The sequence below is a fragment of the Variovorax sp. Varisp41 genome (genome assembly GCF_047325085.1).
Taxonomy (GTDB): Bacteria; Pseudomonadota; Gammaproteobacteria; order Burkholderiales; family Burkholderiaceae_C; genus Variovorax.
Genome location: NZ_CP168540.1, coordinates 3,422,352 through 3,437,533, shown reverse-complemented (window position 1 = coordinate 3,437,533; position 15,182 = coordinate 3,422,352). Strand labels below are relative to the sequence as shown.

The 15,182-nt window shown below is 63.6% G+C and carries 12 protein-coding genes; 4 read left to right on the top strand and 8 right to left on the bottom strand.

What is annotated here, in order from left to right; translation table 11 throughout:
- Positions 1-15: 15 nt before the first annotated feature.
- Positions 16-363, bottom strand: coding sequence for a hypothetical protein (locus ACEN9J_RS15940; protein WP_413761497.1), 348 nt, complete (start codon positions 361-363; stop codon positions 16-18).
- Positions 364-497: 134 nt separating this feature from the next.
- On the opposite strand from ACEN9J_RS15940, the gene ACEN9J_RS15935 reads away from it, so the two are divergent.
- Positions 498-1,685 carry a surface-adhesin E family protein gene (locus ACEN9J_RS15935; protein ID WP_413761496.1) on the top strand — a complete coding sequence of 396 codons (1,188 nt, stop codon included), beginning with the start codon at positions 498-500 and terminating at the stop codon, positions 1,683-1,685.
- A gap of 32 nt (positions 1,686-1,717) precedes the next feature.
- On the opposite strand, the gene gstA is transcribed toward ACEN9J_RS15935, so the two are convergent.
- On the bottom strand, positions 1,718-2,350 hold the full coding sequence (gstA, locus tag ACEN9J_RS15930; protein WP_413761495.1) for a glutathione transferase GstA: 633 nt from the start codon (positions 2,348-2,350) through the stop codon (positions 1,718-1,720).
- Between the two features lie 141 nt (positions 2,351-2,491).
- Here gstA and ACEN9J_RS15925 point away from each other — a divergent pair, with 141 nt between their 5' ends.
- Positions 2,492-2,815 carry a winged helix-turn-helix transcriptional regulator gene (locus ACEN9J_RS15925; protein ID WP_057590986.1) on the top strand — a complete coding sequence of 108 codons (324 nt, stop codon included), beginning with the start codon at positions 2,492-2,494 and terminating at the stop codon, positions 2,813-2,815.
- A 30-nt stretch (positions 2,816-2,845) separates the two neighbouring features.
- Here the strand turns inward: ACEN9J_RS15925 and ACEN9J_RS15920 are convergent, their stop codons facing one another.
- Both ACEN9J_RS15920 and ACEN9J_RS15915 read right to left on the bottom strand, forming a co-directional pair.
- Positions 2,846-3,823, bottom strand: a complete 978-nt coding sequence (locus ACEN9J_RS15920) for a nucleoside hydrolase (protein WP_413761494.1) — start codon at positions 3,821-3,823, stop codon at positions 2,846-2,848.
- Positions 3,824-3,882: 59 nt separating this feature from the next.
- On the bottom strand, positions 3,883-4,713 hold the full coding sequence (locus ACEN9J_RS15915) for a dienelactone hydrolase family protein (protein WP_413761493.1): 831 nt from the start codon (positions 4,711-4,713) through the stop codon (positions 3,883-3,885).
- Positions 4,714-4,819: 106 nt separating this feature from the next.
- Between ACEN9J_RS15915 and ACEN9J_RS15910 the strand changes: the two genes are divergently transcribed.
- A complete protein-coding gene (locus tag ACEN9J_RS15910) occupies positions 4,820-5,785 on the top strand; it encodes a GlxA family transcriptional regulator (protein WP_413761492.1) in 966 nt (321 codons plus the stop codon).
- A 29-nt stretch (positions 5,786-5,814) separates the two neighbouring features.
- Here the strand turns inward: ACEN9J_RS15910 and ACEN9J_RS15905 are convergent, their stop codons facing one another.
- From ACEN9J_RS15905 to ACEN9J_RS15895, 3 genes are read right to left on the bottom strand one after another with little or no spacing between them, the layout of a single operon-like run.
- Entirely contained in the window at positions 5,815-6,852 is a 1,038-nt protein-coding gene (locus ACEN9J_RS15905) for a DctP family TRAP transporter solute-binding subunit (RefSeq protein WP_413761491.1), read from the bottom strand.
- Between the two features lie 49 nt (positions 6,853-6,901).
- Positions 6,902-8,200: a TRAP transporter large permease gene (locus tag ACEN9J_RS15900; RefSeq protein WP_057590991.1), complete on the bottom strand. Its 1,299-nt coding sequence runs from the start codon at positions 8,198-8,200 to the stop codon at positions 6,902-6,904.
- Positions 8,197-8,766 carry a TRAP transporter small permease gene (locus ACEN9J_RS15895; protein WP_413761490.1) on the bottom strand — a complete coding sequence of 190 codons (570 nt, stop codon included), beginning with the start codon at positions 8,764-8,766 and terminating at the stop codon, positions 8,197-8,199. Before ACEN9J_RS15895 ends, ACEN9J_RS15900 begins: the two co-directional genes overlap by 4 nt.
- A gap of 1,234 nt (positions 8,767-10,000) precedes the next feature.
- Between ACEN9J_RS15895 and ACEN9J_RS15890 the strand changes: the two genes are divergently transcribed.
- Positions 10,001-11,356 carry a hypothetical protein gene (locus ACEN9J_RS15890; RefSeq protein ID WP_413761489.1) on the top strand — a complete coding sequence of 452 codons (1,356 nt, stop codon included), beginning with the start codon at positions 10,001-10,003 and terminating at the stop codon, positions 11,354-11,356.
- Positions 11,357-11,514: 158 nt separating this feature from the next.
- On the opposite strand, the gene ACEN9J_RS15885 is transcribed toward ACEN9J_RS15890, so the two are convergent.
- On the bottom strand, positions 11,515-14,307 hold the full coding sequence (locus ACEN9J_RS15885) for a reverse transcriptase domain-containing protein (RefSeq protein WP_413761488.1): 2,793 nt from the start codon (positions 14,305-14,307) through the stop codon (positions 11,515-11,517).
- Positions 14,308-15,182 lie beyond the last annotated feature (875 nt).

Genomic DNA, 15,182 nt, shown 5'->3' with positions numbered 1-15,182 from the left:
GGCGTGGCCCTTTTTTCATGGCACCAGGGACTTCGGCAGTGCCTCGTCGAAGAAGGCCGGAACCTCCCGTCCCAGGCGCGCCAGCAGCGCCTGCCGGTCGAAACCCGGCGGATCGGCGGCGATGTCGCCGTCGGGCGTCTGGATGGGCATGGACGGCGTGTCCATGAACGCGAAGTGCCAAGCATTCGGGATGCGCCGCAGCTCGGCCGTCGGCATGTTGCGCGCGATCCATTCGGCATGGAAGCGCGGCACCAGGAAGCGGTCCTGCTCGGCTTCGTAGATCCGCGTGGGCACGCGCACCTGGGCCAGCGACGCGGCCGTGAAGGGCACGCCGGCCGGGGCCATGGCCACGACGGCGCGCACGCGCGGGTCGCGCAGCGAAGGCAGCAGCGATGCGGACGGGGCGGCCGGGGCGGTGGGGGCGGGGGCGTCGCGGCCGTCCCGCCATCGCGGCCCACGCCGCAGAAGATCGGAGCGGCGGCGCGCTCGCTCGCGCAATGCGCGGCGATGCGCGACAGGTCGGCCTGCGCGCCCGCGAGCGCGAGCACCGTGTAGCCGCCGGCCGAGTGGCCCACGGCGCCGATGCGCGGGCCCCGGTCGTCGCGCGCGATCCGGTCCTTCCACTGCGGGTCCTGCAGCAGGGCGTCGATCACGTGCGAAGCCTGCCGCGGCCGTTCGCCGAAGTAGGCGGCCCCGCCCTGCTTCAGCAGCGAGCCGTCCTGCCAGTTGTCGCCCGGATGGCGCAGTGCCGCCACCAGGTAGCCCGCGCGCGCGAGCGCCTCGGCCAGGCTGTTGTGTCCCAGCTCGGTGCCGGCGAGGCCGTGGCTCAGCAGGATCAAGCCCTTGAACTTCTCGTCGGGCGGTGCCTGGATCGCGGCGCGCACGGTGAACGGCCCCATGGCCGTCGTGCGGGGCGCGGCCTGCGTCGGGTAGTAGAGCGCGACCACGGTCGGTGCGGCATCGGGCGTGGCGCCCGGAATGCGGACCTGCCGCCAGCCGGCCTCGGCGGCCAGCAACTGGCAGGACAGCAACAGGCCCGAGGCGAGCAGCAGGGCGTGGCGAGAGAGGAGGGCAGTGGCGCGCATCGAGGTCTCCATGGCGGGGTCGGTGGAGCGCGCATGGTTGCCGCGGGAGGGCGCGGCGGCCAGGCGAATGCGATGAAGTGCGCGAAAGGCGGCGCCAAGCGACGGGAGCGGTCGCGGTCTTCGCATCGCGGGTTTCGTGCGACCATCTTCCGCTGTCGTATTGGCACGGAGGTGAAAAGAATGGGCTTCCATCCATCCAGGTATTGCGCGGCGGCGGTTTGCACGGCGCTCGCGCTGATGACGCTGATGCCGGCGCAAGCCGCCGAGGACTGGACCGAGATCGCGTCCACCGCGCGCAAGAAGGTGCTGCTGCAGCGCGATTCGATCCGTCCGCACGGCGACGCCGTCGAGGCCTGGACGCTCTACCGCTACGACGAACTGCAGACCGATGTCGGCAAGACCCCGTACCGCACTTCGCGCTACCTCTACGACTACGACTGCAAGGGCGCCCGCGAGAAGATGCGCCGCGTCGTGAGCCACAACGGGCCGCTGGAGGCGCACGACATCGACCTGAGCCGGCGCAGCGAGTGGAAGGCGGTGGGTGGGCCGACGACGGTGAGCGGGATCGTGTTCAAGAACGTGTGTGCCAAGGGGCGTTGACCGGTGCGTGACGACGCCACGATGGCGCCGTCCTACCTGAGCCCTTCGGTATCGAGCGCCTTGCGGACCGCGGGCCGTGCCCGCACGCGTTGATACCAGGCCCGCAGGTTGTCCAGCCCATCGAAATGGATGTCGGCCCTGTAGACGGACGCAAGCCACGCGGCCTGGCCCCATTGGGTCAACGCATAGAGGTACGCGTCGGCGGCCGTGAAGCCATCGCCCATCAGGTAGTCGCGGCCGGCAAGCTGCGCGTCGATCCAGGCATAGCGCTGCTCGAGCTTGGGCTTCGCGGTCTCGACGCCGTACTTTCCGGCGAGCACGGCATAGAGCAGGGGAATGAAGCCCTTGTGGATTTCCGAGGTCAGGAAGCTCAGCCATTCCTGCAGGCGATAACGCTCCAGGGTGCCGTTCTCCGGCGCCAGGCGCGATGCCGGCTTCAGGTCGGCCAGGTACTGGACGATGGCGGGGCCTTCGCGCAGCATCGTGCCGTCGTCGAGCTCGAGCAGCGGGACATAGCCGAAGGGGCTGAGTTCGCGGAAGTCGCGGCCGTCCTGCGTCCTGTGCGTCTTGTGGTCGACCTTGACGAGGTCGAAGTCGAGGCCCAGTTCGTTGAGCACGATGTGGGGCGAGAGCGAGCAGGCGCCGGGGATGTAGTAGAGCTTCATGGGTTCTTCGATGGGCGGGAGGTACGGCGCTGGAGAGCACCTCGGGCCATGTTAGGAACCGGGCGGGGATTTGGAAGAAGGCACATAAACTGCCTCTAGGTTAAAAAAATATACCTGCGGCCCTCTTCTCCATCGCGTGCTATGAAATCGAACGTCTCGGGTTGTTCCGTCGAGGAAGCCATGCGCCTCCTGGGCGGCCGCTGGCGGCTGCTGCTGGTGTCCTATCTCGTCGACGGACCCAAGCGATTCAACGAGTTGCGCCGCGACGTGCCCGGCATCTCCCAGCGCTCGCTGACCCTGGACCTGCGCGCGCTCGAAGAGGCTGGGCTCGTGCAGCGAACCGTTCATGCAACGGTGCCGGTCAAGGTCGTGTATCAGCTCACGCCCGACGGGGAACGGCTGAAGCCCGTCGTCAGCGTGATGATGGAATTCGGCCTGTGGCTGAAGGCCAGGGCCGCGGTCTGAGCCGCGCGTTCGAGCGCTGACCCGGCCCTCTCAACGCAAGCGCGATATCCCCTGCGTCAGCAAGTCGAAGAACCCCTGCGCATCCCCGTCCGCGATCCAGCGCACGTTCACCGGCTTCTTCAGCCCCCCATACCAGTCCACCACCGTCTGCCCGAAGCCCAGCCCTTCGCGGCTGTCGATCGCCACGTTGACCCATCGGCCGCTGAACAGCGAGGGCTGCAGCAGGTAGCCGATCACGGTGGCGTCGTGCACCGGCCCGCCGGGCAGGCCGTAGTACTGCATGTCGTGCCGCACATAGGCATCGAGGATGTCGGCCACGATCCGGCCCGCCTCGTTGCCGAGGCCGCGCAGCCGCGCGATGCGCTCGGGTGTGGCCAGCACCTTGTGCGTGAGGTCCAGCGGCAGCATGGTGATCGGCACGCCGCTTCCGAGCACGATCTCGGCCGCATGCGGATCGGCGAAGACGTTGAACTCGGCCGTCGGCGTGATGTTGCCCCCGTTGAAGTGCGCGCCGGCCATGAGCACCAGCTCGCGCAGGCCGCGCACGATGTCGGGCGCCTGCGCGAGCGCCAGCGCGAGGTTGGTCTGCGGGCCGAGCATCGCGAGCGTCACGCTCTGCGCGGGCGCGGCGCGCAGGGTGTCGATCAGGTAGTCGACCGCATGCCCCTCGGCCAGCGGCTGCGCGGGCTCGTGCACCTGCACGCCGGTGATGCCCTCGTTGCCGTGGATGTCGGCCGCGTAGATCGGCGTGCGCAGCAGGGGACGCTGCGCGCCGTCGTGGACCGGAATGTCGGGCCGCTGCCCCCACTCGCGCGCCAGCCGCGCGTTGCGCGAGGTCTTGGCGAGCGGCACGTTGCCGGCCACTGTGGTCAGTGCCTGGATCTTCAGGCGCTCGGGCGAGGCCATGGCGAGCAGCAGCGCGATCACGTCGTCGGCACCGGGGTCGGTGTCGATGATCAGCGTGTGGACGGTGGTGTCGTCGGAAAGCGGGGGCGTGTTCGTCGGCATGCGGGCTCCATGCAGGCACGACGGAGCGCGCGCCTGCGGGCAGCCAGTCTGCCAGAGCTTCAGCCCAGGAGCCGCCTGGCGAAGAAGGCCAGGATCTCGTCGCGCGCCTCGATGGTCGGCTGCCCGGCCTCGTCGATCAGGTGCGCGGTGACCACGCTGTGCGGGCTCGCGACCACCCGCGCGAAGAAGGGCGGCGTATCGGGGTTGGCCGCGCTGTCGGGCAGCACGCGCGCCACGAAGCGGTCGCCGAGCGCCTGCGAGAAGGCGGCGAAGCGCTCGGCCTTGCAGAACCTGTCGCCGTCGAAGCGATAGGCCATCACCGTCAGGTCCTCGCGTTCCAGCCGCTCGCGCACGGCGGCCAGCTCGTCGGCCGCCACGTTGGTGCCGGCCGGGTCGTCGAGCGGCAGCGAGGGCTGGCACACCACGGGCGCGAGCACGGCGCGCTCGAGCATCATCGACAGCGCGAAGTTGCCGGTGAAGCACATGCCGATCGCGCCCACGCCGGGGCCGCCGCATTCCGCGTGCGCGAGCCGCGCGAGCGCGCGCAGCCATTGCGTGACAGGGCTCGAGGCATTCGACGCGAAGGCGCGGAACTCGGCGCTCACGCAGGCGCGCTTGAACACCGCCGCGCCTTCCTCGGCCTGCGGCACGGCCCCGTCGCGGCCGAACAGCGAGGGCATGTAGACGGTGAAGCCCGCGTCGCGCACCCAGCGCGCGAAGCGCGCCACCTGGGGGCTGATGCCGGGCATCTCGGTCATCACGATCACGGCCGGGCCGTGGCCCATGAGGTAGACCTTCTTGGCGACGCCGTCGAGTTCGATCTCGCGTGAGGAGAAGTCGTCGAGCGGGTCGTCGCGGTCGAGCGGGCGGGTTGCGGGTGCGTGGGACATGGCGTGGGCAGCGGGGTGGATGAAGCTTGTATTGGGCCCACCGGCCGTTCAGAATGGCAGTGTCCTGTTTGACTGTTTCAGGGCCAAATCGGACAACACCTCCCCCATGCACGACTTCACGATCCTGGTGCTGCCCGGCGCCTTCGCCTCCAGCGTCGCCGCCACGGCCGACATCCTCGGCGCCGCGCGCTCGGTGGCCGCGCGCGCCGGCGTGGCGCCGCCGCGCTGGCGGCTGTGCTCGCCGGCCGGCGGCATGGTGGCGCTGCGCTCGGGCATGCACATCGACACCGTGCGCCTGCCGACTCGCGCGCGCGACGACCGCTCGACCTGGGTGGTGCCGGGGCTCGGCCTCGACACGCCCGAGCAGATCCGCCGCTGCCTCGAGAGCGAGGACGCCGCACGCGCCATCGACGGGCTCGCGCGCCATGCGCGCGCCGGCGGCCAGGTCGCGGCCTCGTGCTCGGCGGTGTTCCTGCTCAATGCGGCGGGCCTGTTGCAGGGCCGCCGCGCGACCACCTCGTGGTGGTATGCCGCGCTGCTCAAGCGCATGGCACCCGATTGCACGGTCGACGTCGACCGCATGGTCTGCGCCGACGGCCCGGTGGTCACGGCCGGCGCGGCCTTCGCGCAGACCGACCTGATGCTGCACCTGCTGCGCGAACGCTGCGGCAGCGCGCTCACCGATCTGGTGTCGCGGCTGTTGCTGATCGACGGACGCCAGGCGCAGGCGCCGTTCATCGTTCCCGAGCTGCTGGCCAATGGCAACAATCTGGTGGCGCGGCTCGCGGCACGCGTGGAAGCGGCGTTGCCCGCGCCGCCCTCGGTGAGCGAGCTGGCGCGCGAGTTCTGCATGTCGGAGCGCACGCTCGCGCGCCACGTGATGAAGGCCACCGGCAAGAGCACGCAGGCGCTGTTGCAGGGCGTGCGGCTGCGGCGCGCGCGGGCGCTGCTCGAGTCCAGCCGCATGACGGTCGACCAGGTGGCCGGCGCCGTCGGGTATCAGGACGCCACCGCGTTGCGGCGCCTGATGAAGAAGGTGGCGGGCGCGAACCCCAGCCGCTATCGCAACTGAGGCGCGCTGGCCCGCGCGGCGCTTGGCTCTTACTTCTTGCGCGCCGCGATCGCCTTCTCGGCGCGCGCCACGAGGTCGGCACCCACCGTCGGCTTCCACTTCTCGTACACCGGGCGCGTGGCCTTCACGAAGGCCTCGCGCTCCTCTGGCGTGAGGCTGGTGACGGTCACGCCCATGCCCGCGATGTCCTTGAGCACGGGCTTGTCGGCTTCCACCAGGCCCTTGCGCGCGATGACGATTTCTTCCTTGCCGGCGTCGATCGCGGCCTGGCGCACGATGGCCTGGTCGGCCGGCGTCCACGAGGCCCAGATCTCCTTGTTGACCACGAACACCAGCGGGTCGGCCACATAACCCCAGGTGGTCACGAACTTCTGGCCCACGGTGTGCATCTTGAGCACGGTGAACAGGAACAGCGGGTTCTCCTGGCCGTCGACGGCGCCACTCGCGAGCGCGGGCTGCGCATCGGCCCAGCTCATCTGCGTGGGATTGGCGCCCAGCGCGGTGAACATGTCGGAGTAGATCGGCGAGCCGACGACGCGGATCTTCATGCCCTTGACGTCGGCCGGCGACTTGATCGGCCGCTTCGAGTTGGTGATCTCGCGGAAGCCGTTCTCGCCCCAGGCCAGCGGCACCACGCCGGCCTTGTCGAGGGTCTTGAAGATCTCCTGGCCGACCTCGCCCTGCGTGAGGGCGTCGATGGCCGCGTAGTCGGGCATCAGGAAGGGCATCGAGAACAGGTTGAGCTGCTTGACCTGCGGCGACCAGTTGATGGTCGAGCCCACGGCCATGTCGATCACGCCCTGGCGCAGCGCGCTGAACTCGCGCGTCTGGTCGCCTTGAATGAGCGACACGCCCGGGTACAGCTTGATGTTGATGCGGCCCTGGGTGCGTTCCTTCACGAGGTCGGCCCAGATCTTCCCGGCCTGGCCCCAGGGCGTGGGCGGGCCCAGCACCAGCGACATCTTGTACTCGGTCTTGTAGGTGGCCTGCGCCATGGCGCCCGACGAGAACATGCCCAGGGCGGTCGCGACGGCGGCGAGGCCGAGCAGGGTGCGGCGGAATTTCATCTGATCTATCTCCTCGTTGAAAAAAGTCGGGCGGCCGCGAGCACGTGCGTCAGTAGCCGAGCTTGCGCGGCAGCCACAGCGCGAGTTCGGGGAAGGCGATCACCAGCACCATCACCACGAACATCGAGAACAGCATCCAGCCGACCCAGCGCACGGTCTCCTCCATGCGCACCTTGGCGATGCGGCACGACACCATCAGGTTGACGGCCAGCGGCGGCGTGAACTGGCCGAGCGCGACCTTGAGCGTGAGGATCACGCCGAACCAGACCGGGTCCCACTTGTAGTACTGAACGATCGGCAGCAGCAGCGGCACGAAGATCAGGAAGATCGAGACACCGTCGAGGAACATGCCGACGGTGATGAGCAGCAGGATCAGCAGCGCGAGCACGCCGTATTCGCCGAGGCCCGAATTGACGATGGCGCGCGTCACCGGATCGATCACGCCGAGCGTCGACAGCGAGTAGGCGAAGATGCCCGCGAGCGAGACCACCAGCAGGATCACCGCCGACAGCTCGCCCGATTCGCGCAGGATGACGAACAGGTCGCGGACCTTGATGGTGCGGTGGATGCACATGCCGACGAAGAGGCCATAGAACACGGCGACCACGGCGGCCTCGGTGGGCGTGAACCAGCCCGCGCGCATGCCGCCGAGGATCAGCACCGGCGCCGCCAGGCCCCAGGTGGCTTCGCGGAAGCTCTTCCAGAACGGCGGGCGCGGCAGGGTGGATTCGAGCGCGCCCATCTTGTGCTTGCGCGCCAGCCACACGGCCGGAATCATCAGCGCCAGGCCGGCCAGCACGCCGGGCACCATGCCGGCGGCGAACAGCGCGGGCACCGAGGCGCCGGGCACCAGCACCGAATAGACGATGAAGGCCACCGATGGCGGGATCAGGATGTCGGTGGCCGCGGCGGCGCCGACCACGCTGGCCGAGTAGGCGGCCGGATAACCGGCGCGCGACATCGCGGCGATCATCACCGCGCCCACCGCGGCGGCATTGGCCGGGCCCGAGCCCGAGATGCCGCCGAGGAACATCGCGACCGCGATCGCCACCAGCGGCAGCATGCCGGAGCCGCGGCCCACGATGGCGATGGCGAAGTTCACGAGGCGCAGCGCCACGCCCGAGCGGTCGAAGATCGAGCCCACCAGCACGAACATCGGAATGGCGAGCAGCGGGTACTTGCCCAGGCCGGCATAGAAGTTCTGTGGCACGGCGAGCAGGCCGAACCACTGGGCGTCGGTGTTGGCGAGCGCGATGCAGGCCGCGCCGGCCAGGCCGAGCGCCGCGCCGATGGGCACGCCCACCAGCATCATCAGCAGGAAGGCGACGAACAGGAGCGTGGCGATCATTCGGCGGCGTCCTGCTGGTCGTTGTTCTTGTGCTTGCGGCCGCGCCGCACGAACAGCCCGATGGCGCGCAGCGCGATGGCCAGCGACACGATCGGCAGCCAGATCGAATACCACCAGGCCGGCACGCCGATGCCCGGCGAGGTCTCCTCGAAGCGGTAGTCGTCCCAGACCATGCGCACGCTGAGCGCGGCGATCAGGCCGAACAGCGCGGCGATCATCAGCGCGCCGAACTGGGCCAGCCGGCGGCGCCGGGCCATCGAGCCGCTCTCGGCGAAGTACTCGATGCGGATGTGGCGGTCGCGCGCGCCCGCGGCCGAGCCGGCGACCAGCGCCAGCATGATCATCAGGAACACGGAGAACTCCTCGGTCCAGGCGAAGGAGGAGTCGGTGAAGTAGCGCACCAGGACGTTGGCGAAGGTGATGAGCGCGAGCGCGCCCATGATGAGCACGGTGAGCCAGTCCTCGATGCCCAGGGGCACCTTGGTGGGCTCGTCGGCAGCTTCGATGTCGGGGGGGAGGGGGCTGGCGGCGTCCAGCGTGGGGCCGGACTCAGGAGGAGTGGTCATCGGAGAAAACGGGCAGCTGGGGCAGGCGCCATGTCACCGGGCGGTCGCCGGGACGCGATCCGTACACCTCGACAGGGGAGCTGGCGTCGATTCTGGGGCGTCAATGTCCACTGATATATCGGGGGTTTCCTTTAGCTGTTGTTTGTGCTTTGGGGGCGCTGGAAGGGGAGGTTTTCTGCTTTTTGGCGGCTATGGGCGGGGGCCTGGGGGCGTCCGGGGGCGTGCACAGGACACCGGGTGCTTCCCTCCGCGAATGTCCCTCGGCCTTCGGCCTCCTCCTTGATTTCGCTGCGGGAAGCACCCGGTGCCCTGTGCATGGTGGGTGCTGCGGCAGATTGCAGACGGGCATGCGGGGCGTACCGCTGAGCTTCGTGAGGCGGCGGGCACTGGACAATCAGAAGTCCGAAGGGCTGGTATCGGCTGTGGTCGACTTTGCTATGGCTGCGTTCAATCCGGCAGCGCTCGATCCGCCTCACCGCCGCATCAAGGAGAACGGTTCTGCGCCGTTCAATCGGCGCTCGCTCAGACTTACGTCGATTCCGTGATGGCCTTCTATCGAGTTGTTGGTCTCCACTTCGCTTCCGGAGCAACTCTCCCCCTGAGATGCCGGTCCCACAATGGGACTTCGCATCCAAGCTTGATGCACTTAGGTATAGAGACTATGACCTGATTGCAATCCGACCGAAGGCAACACAGAACGTATTGCAGTTCAATCCACATGGCTATCCGTACGGCGACACCGAAATTCTTGTCGCCTTGGTCGAGTGCTTCGGCCATGGAGTCATTGGCGTTCATGAAGGGCCGGGATATGAGAAGTACGTGTCGCGGACCAACATCTGGAAGCCGTCCGATTGTCATAAAGGTTGACCTCGCAGTGCATCCGAATGAATGACTGCTCTGACGCATTCCAAGTGACAGTTTGGGACGCAAAGCGGCGCCTCGACTATCACGATTTTCTGCCATACGGCAGTCACTTGCGCATTCGTTGCGTAAGCCTTGCAGGACCGTCTTCGCAGCAGCCGTGTGCCAATCTATGCTTCTTGCAAGATAGTTGGCCGGTCTAGATCAAGATGCGGTGTTAAAAAGGACGCTTGGTAGCCCGTATAGATCGAATTTCTCGATCGAGGAGGAAATCACAAAATTTCACCTTTAAAAGAGAGCCTGGCTGAAGTATCCATTGAGCTTCGAACTCTGTGATTCTTAGCTTCTATAGACTCTATCTGAGCGTAGGCAAATGCTCATCGCAACGCCCAACAACCAAGAACCCATCAAAATGCCAAAAGATATAACGATCGACAAGGATAGCGTTGCCCGCGCAGTTCGTGCGCCTCTTGAGGCTTACTACAAGGAGGTCAAGGCAACTGGGTACGATGGTTCCACTGAACGGCCGGGCAACTGGGAGGAGGACGAAGCGCTTGGCAAGGCGCTGAGCAAATCGAAGTACGTCGCTCGGCATTTGGACTGGCTCTACGTGGTTCAACTCATGTATTCCGTGCTCGACAACAACCAACCCTTAAAGGCGGTTGATTTTGCCGAAAAGCTAGAGAAGCTTATCGTCGCGACGGCGAGCCAGCGCGATTACCTCGCGATCTTTCCGCTGAGCTTTAAGCCAACGATAACCTTCGGAATCTCAAAACTTCGAAAGTCTGTGGTTAGGCGCAAGGCCATTGGGAAGTTCACCATCTCACCCTCGGCGCCAACAACTAAGGCGCTCAACGTGATCACTACAAAACACGGGTTTCCCAAGCTCGACGAGTGGGATTTCCAGCACGCCATGAGGACCTCGAACAAGGCGTTCTCCCGCGACATGGTGGTGACGTTCGATGTTCATGGGGCAGAGGATCAACTGCGCTGGAATGCAGATTTTGAGTTCACCCACTTTCGACGTCTCGTTGAACTGTTCGGGGTTCTCTTTGGGGATGCGCGCTCCGGCTTCGTTCCAAGCACATCAGTCAACCATTTTTTCTTGCTTAACAAGACCACCGGTGAGCTCAGGAGATTTCCAACCAGGGCGCCGTCGCTTGTCGACCTTCCGCTAGACAAGGCCCTGTTTCAGGCCATTGGACGCCACGGCTTCAATGACTTCTTGTCGGGGCTGTCTACCTCGACCCAGACGATGTATGGACGGATAAGGAATGCAATCAAGTTTTTTTCTATGGCGTTGAATGCCGACGATAGGATGTCGAGCTTTCTGTTCTATGTAATCTCGATGGAGGCCATCTTCTCGCGGGACAAAAATAATCCGATCAAGGTGACGCTGGCCGACCTGGGTGCCATGCTGTGCTTCCCACCGGCGCAACGACTCAAAGCCCATCAGAGAATCCGCGACGCCTACGACCTCAGGTCGGCCATCGTTCACAACGGGGCCTCAAACGTCCCTCGTGAAAGCGCCGAAGTGGCCAGATTGTTGGCGGCTCGCGCGATCTACGCTAGCCTGTTCTTGTGTCATAAGTTGAAAAAGGACGAACAAGGGAAGCTAGAGGATCACTTCTTTAACTATCTGCGAGACCAGAAGCTGGGGCTGGTTAAGGCAATAGTGCCGCGTGAGCTTTGGGCCCTCCCGGAGATCGTCGATTCTGAGGATGAGTAAGCACCCGACAAAAAATGAGACAGGCAACTATCCCCGCGAACATGCATATCGCTCGTGCGTCATGAAGGCAGTGGCAGAGGCATGACAAGCCAAGAGGTGGCAGACTGCACGTCAAACTCGTTGGTGTGATCTCCGGCATTCGGCTGTGCACTCTCACATCAAAGCAGATCGTCCCAAGACGTGCTTCCGTCGCCGTCATCGAAATCAATAGACTCACTTGTCAGTGGCATGGGGTCGGCGAGGACGGCAGAAACGTCTGGTAAATCCTTCGACTTGAGTTTTGGAAGCCCTAGATCCTTCGCCTTCAGCATCGACAAGATGTCTGGCTTCGATAAGAGGTGTTGGCAAGCATCGACGGCCATCTCCATCGCAAAGAGCTGGGCGCTGTCATCCTTATCTCCGTCGGCCCAATCACAAATGCCTTTGACGAGGATGATTTCAACTTTTCCGAGCTGGGCGGCGGCGTATGTTGCGTGCCCTTCCATCTCCCCGCCGACGGGCTTGAGATCTTTGAACTGCTTGAGGAGACGATCACGAAACGGCTTGCTATTCACAAGTTTTGCGCCGGCAAGTACCGTCCCCTGGTGCAGCTTGACGCGAGTGATCGCTCGGTACTTTTCCCAATCACCCATTCGGCTGTGAAACCTCTCCGAGAGTATCGCTCCGCACTGCATGGATGCGCCTCGGCTCACTTGGACCTCAGCTTTCCCCTCCACTTTCGCGTGTTCGTAGGGTTGCACCTGCTCTGCGATCAAGACGTCCCCGAGCCGTTGGGTCTTCCGATCGAAGCCAAACGCGATGCCGATGACAAGGCACGCCTTGAACTTCGTTCCAGTGATAGCTTGTGCAGCTGTTAGCGTCGCTCCACGTCGGCCGTCAGGGCCTTGCGTTGTATGCACGTGAGCTGCCGAGTACCGGCCGAACTGACCGCAGCGGAAGGTGACATTGTTGTGGCTGCCAACAAGAATTTTCTCTTCGCTTTCAAGCGGGACGAGTCGAGCAAGTACCGCGCGTTTTTCGATCTCTGCGCTGGTCACGATCAGGATGTCGGTGCTTTTCAGGATTTTTTTCAGCTTCTTGTCACTGGCGTCTGACTCGGCTTGGGACGCAACAGTGACATCTGGCAGTTTTTCAAAAAGGCATTGATCGTCGGAAAGTACGATCTGAACAACATCTGATGCCCGTCCATTGCCATCCAGTTTCCCTCCCCTTGCGTCGTTCAGCAGACGAGGCAAGTCGATGCCGCTTAGCGTGACAGTCTTGGGGCTGGTAGATTTGACGGTGCCACCGTAGAAATCAAGCAGCGAATTCGGTAGGGTGCTTTCAGAGAACGTCAGCGTCACGTCCAACTTCACAGCGGCGCGAAGAACTTCTGGCGCGAGAAGGGCTTCATTGGATCCGCTCTTCGTCCAGGACGCAGGATCGGTTAGCAACCATGTGGGGCTTAATATTTTCTTCGCCCAAGCCTTGAAAGTACGGCGATCATCATCGGTTAGGCACTTCGCGGCTTCGACAAGCGCACGCAACAGCCATGGATCGGCGGTATTGGCCTTCTCCCCAGATGCCTTGATCCAGGCACGCCGACCAAGCTTGCCGGCCAGCAATATGATCTCTCGCTGGGCTGCGGGTAGCACTTTTCCCCAAAACGACTGCACCGTCTTGAAATCGGCATCCTTGGAGAACTGAACGCACATTGCAAGGAGGAGAGTCTGCATATGTTCAGACTTTTCTACGATCGGTAGCTTCAGCGATTCAATCAAGACGCTCAGCACATACGATCGTTCGCCTTGGTAGCGAGGCAATGCGCTGTGGAGGTATTCGATCGCTTGAGGTAGCGTCGGTAGCATGGCAGGCAAATTCTCTATCACCCAGTCCACACCGCCAGGCGCACGTAAGTGCGTCAGCCCCCGCAGGTATTTACGCAGCTTGATTTGTGCGTCTCCATCTAGGAGTTCATCGAGGACAACAGTGACGTTTTCAGCACTCAGCGATTCCTGCGACTCCTCATCAAGGACCGAGATATCAATGTCCTCATCGTCTCCTGCTGACGTGTGCTCCTCGACTATCTCCGCGAATTTCCTTCGGCGATCGTCATCGGAAGCACCCTCCGCGGTACCTAGTGCCGTGCGCGCATAGGCACGTATCTGCTGCCCGTTCAGAACCTGAGTCTTGTGTCGCGAGAGGGAGAGTTGCAAGTGACGATGCATGTAGTCTGCGATTTCATACAGCACCTCCCGAGCTTCATGCTCGGATTCGCAAGCAACATGAATGTCGTCGACGAAGCGCAGAAATCGAGGGGTACGATCAAGCATGTATTCGTCGAAAGGCGCAAGAACCAATTCCGCCAACAGATGAGCTGAATGAGGACCGACCGGAACTCCAATTTCATTATTTCCCTGCACCGCGCGAAGCGCATTCATCAGTGCGACGGATTTCTCTTCGGATACTGCGGTGTCGAGTTCGCTCTTGATGGAGGAATGACGAATCTGGTTGTAGAAATCGGCAATGTCTGTCGTTAGCAGCCATACCCTATCGTCTTTGCAAGCATCCGCAGTGTGAGTCCAGAAAGCTTGTTTAGCCTTGCCGGGAGCAAAAAGCTGTCCCGAGGATGAGGCTTCGAACCTATAGCTGAATACGGCGTTTATCGCTCGGGCTGGACGCCGCGCTTCAATCTCTGGAGCGACGGTCCAGATCAGCGCACCAAACAAAATCGAGTCCACTGGATCGAATTGGGTGGCGCGGCGGAAGGAAACCTGGTCCTTCATGAACAGCATCGAGCGGCCTGCCTGCCATTCATACGTTGTGAGATCTAGAGCGATGAGCATCTTGCGGAACTCCAGCCAACGCGCCTCGATGATCTCGAACTCGAATGCACGCGGAAAAAGGTCTGTGTCCCCATACCGGCGGTGGTGTCGCAAGCTCCAGTCCAGTGCGTCGATCGTCAGGTGCATCGCCATCTTCTTCCTAACCCAATACATGAGGATGCGCGATTTTGGGGGAAATTCTGGCGCTGGGCATTGACTGCCAGCCGATTGATGCGAATCGAATCAAATCTACGGCCATGGCTTCGCATCTAAAGACGGGCTACATGAGATATGACCCGACTTGCTGTTTCAGCCTTTCGGCAGCCGCATGCGCTCTGCTCGACGAGCGCAGCATCCTGCCGGGTCTCTTGTCCATGTGAATCACATACGAGAGATGCTTGAGGGTAGTTAGAGCTGCTGGCCCAACTTGAACACCAGCGTTTCGAACTCAGTATCTTTGGTGATCGATACACGCAAGCGCTGCATGAGCAACTTTTGGCGAGAGCAGAACCTGACGCCTCAACTGAACAGCACCCTCCACCACGAAGGCTCCAGCATCGCGCCCAAAGAACCTATTCCTCAAGCGGGCCGCGACCTCGCAGCCCACAGACCAGCCCCTACCCGCCAGCCTCAGGGGGCCCATGCCGCGCCATCTCGCTCATCTGAAACAACTCCCCAGCCTCGCGAGCAAGTTCCGCCGCAAGCCAGATCAGGTTGTCCAGTTGTCGAGGTCCATCACCGCTGCACCAATCGATGTCTTTCCCGTGGCAGACCCACAGAAGCGCTTCGAGTTGGGAGAGGGTGTTTTCGAGGAGATCCGCCGGGCCTTGGGCGTTGTCTCCGGGAGATACCGGCGTGCGACGCCGGGCTATAGTCTTGGTAGCCATTTTTGTGCGGTCCTTTTGAGGTGTTGCACGAACTTGGTTAGACGGTCAGGGTGCTCACTACACCCTGGCCGTCGCCTTTTGATACCTCGCATCCGCATCGCTGCTTTCGCACCGACGACCTGCCGCGAGGCAAGC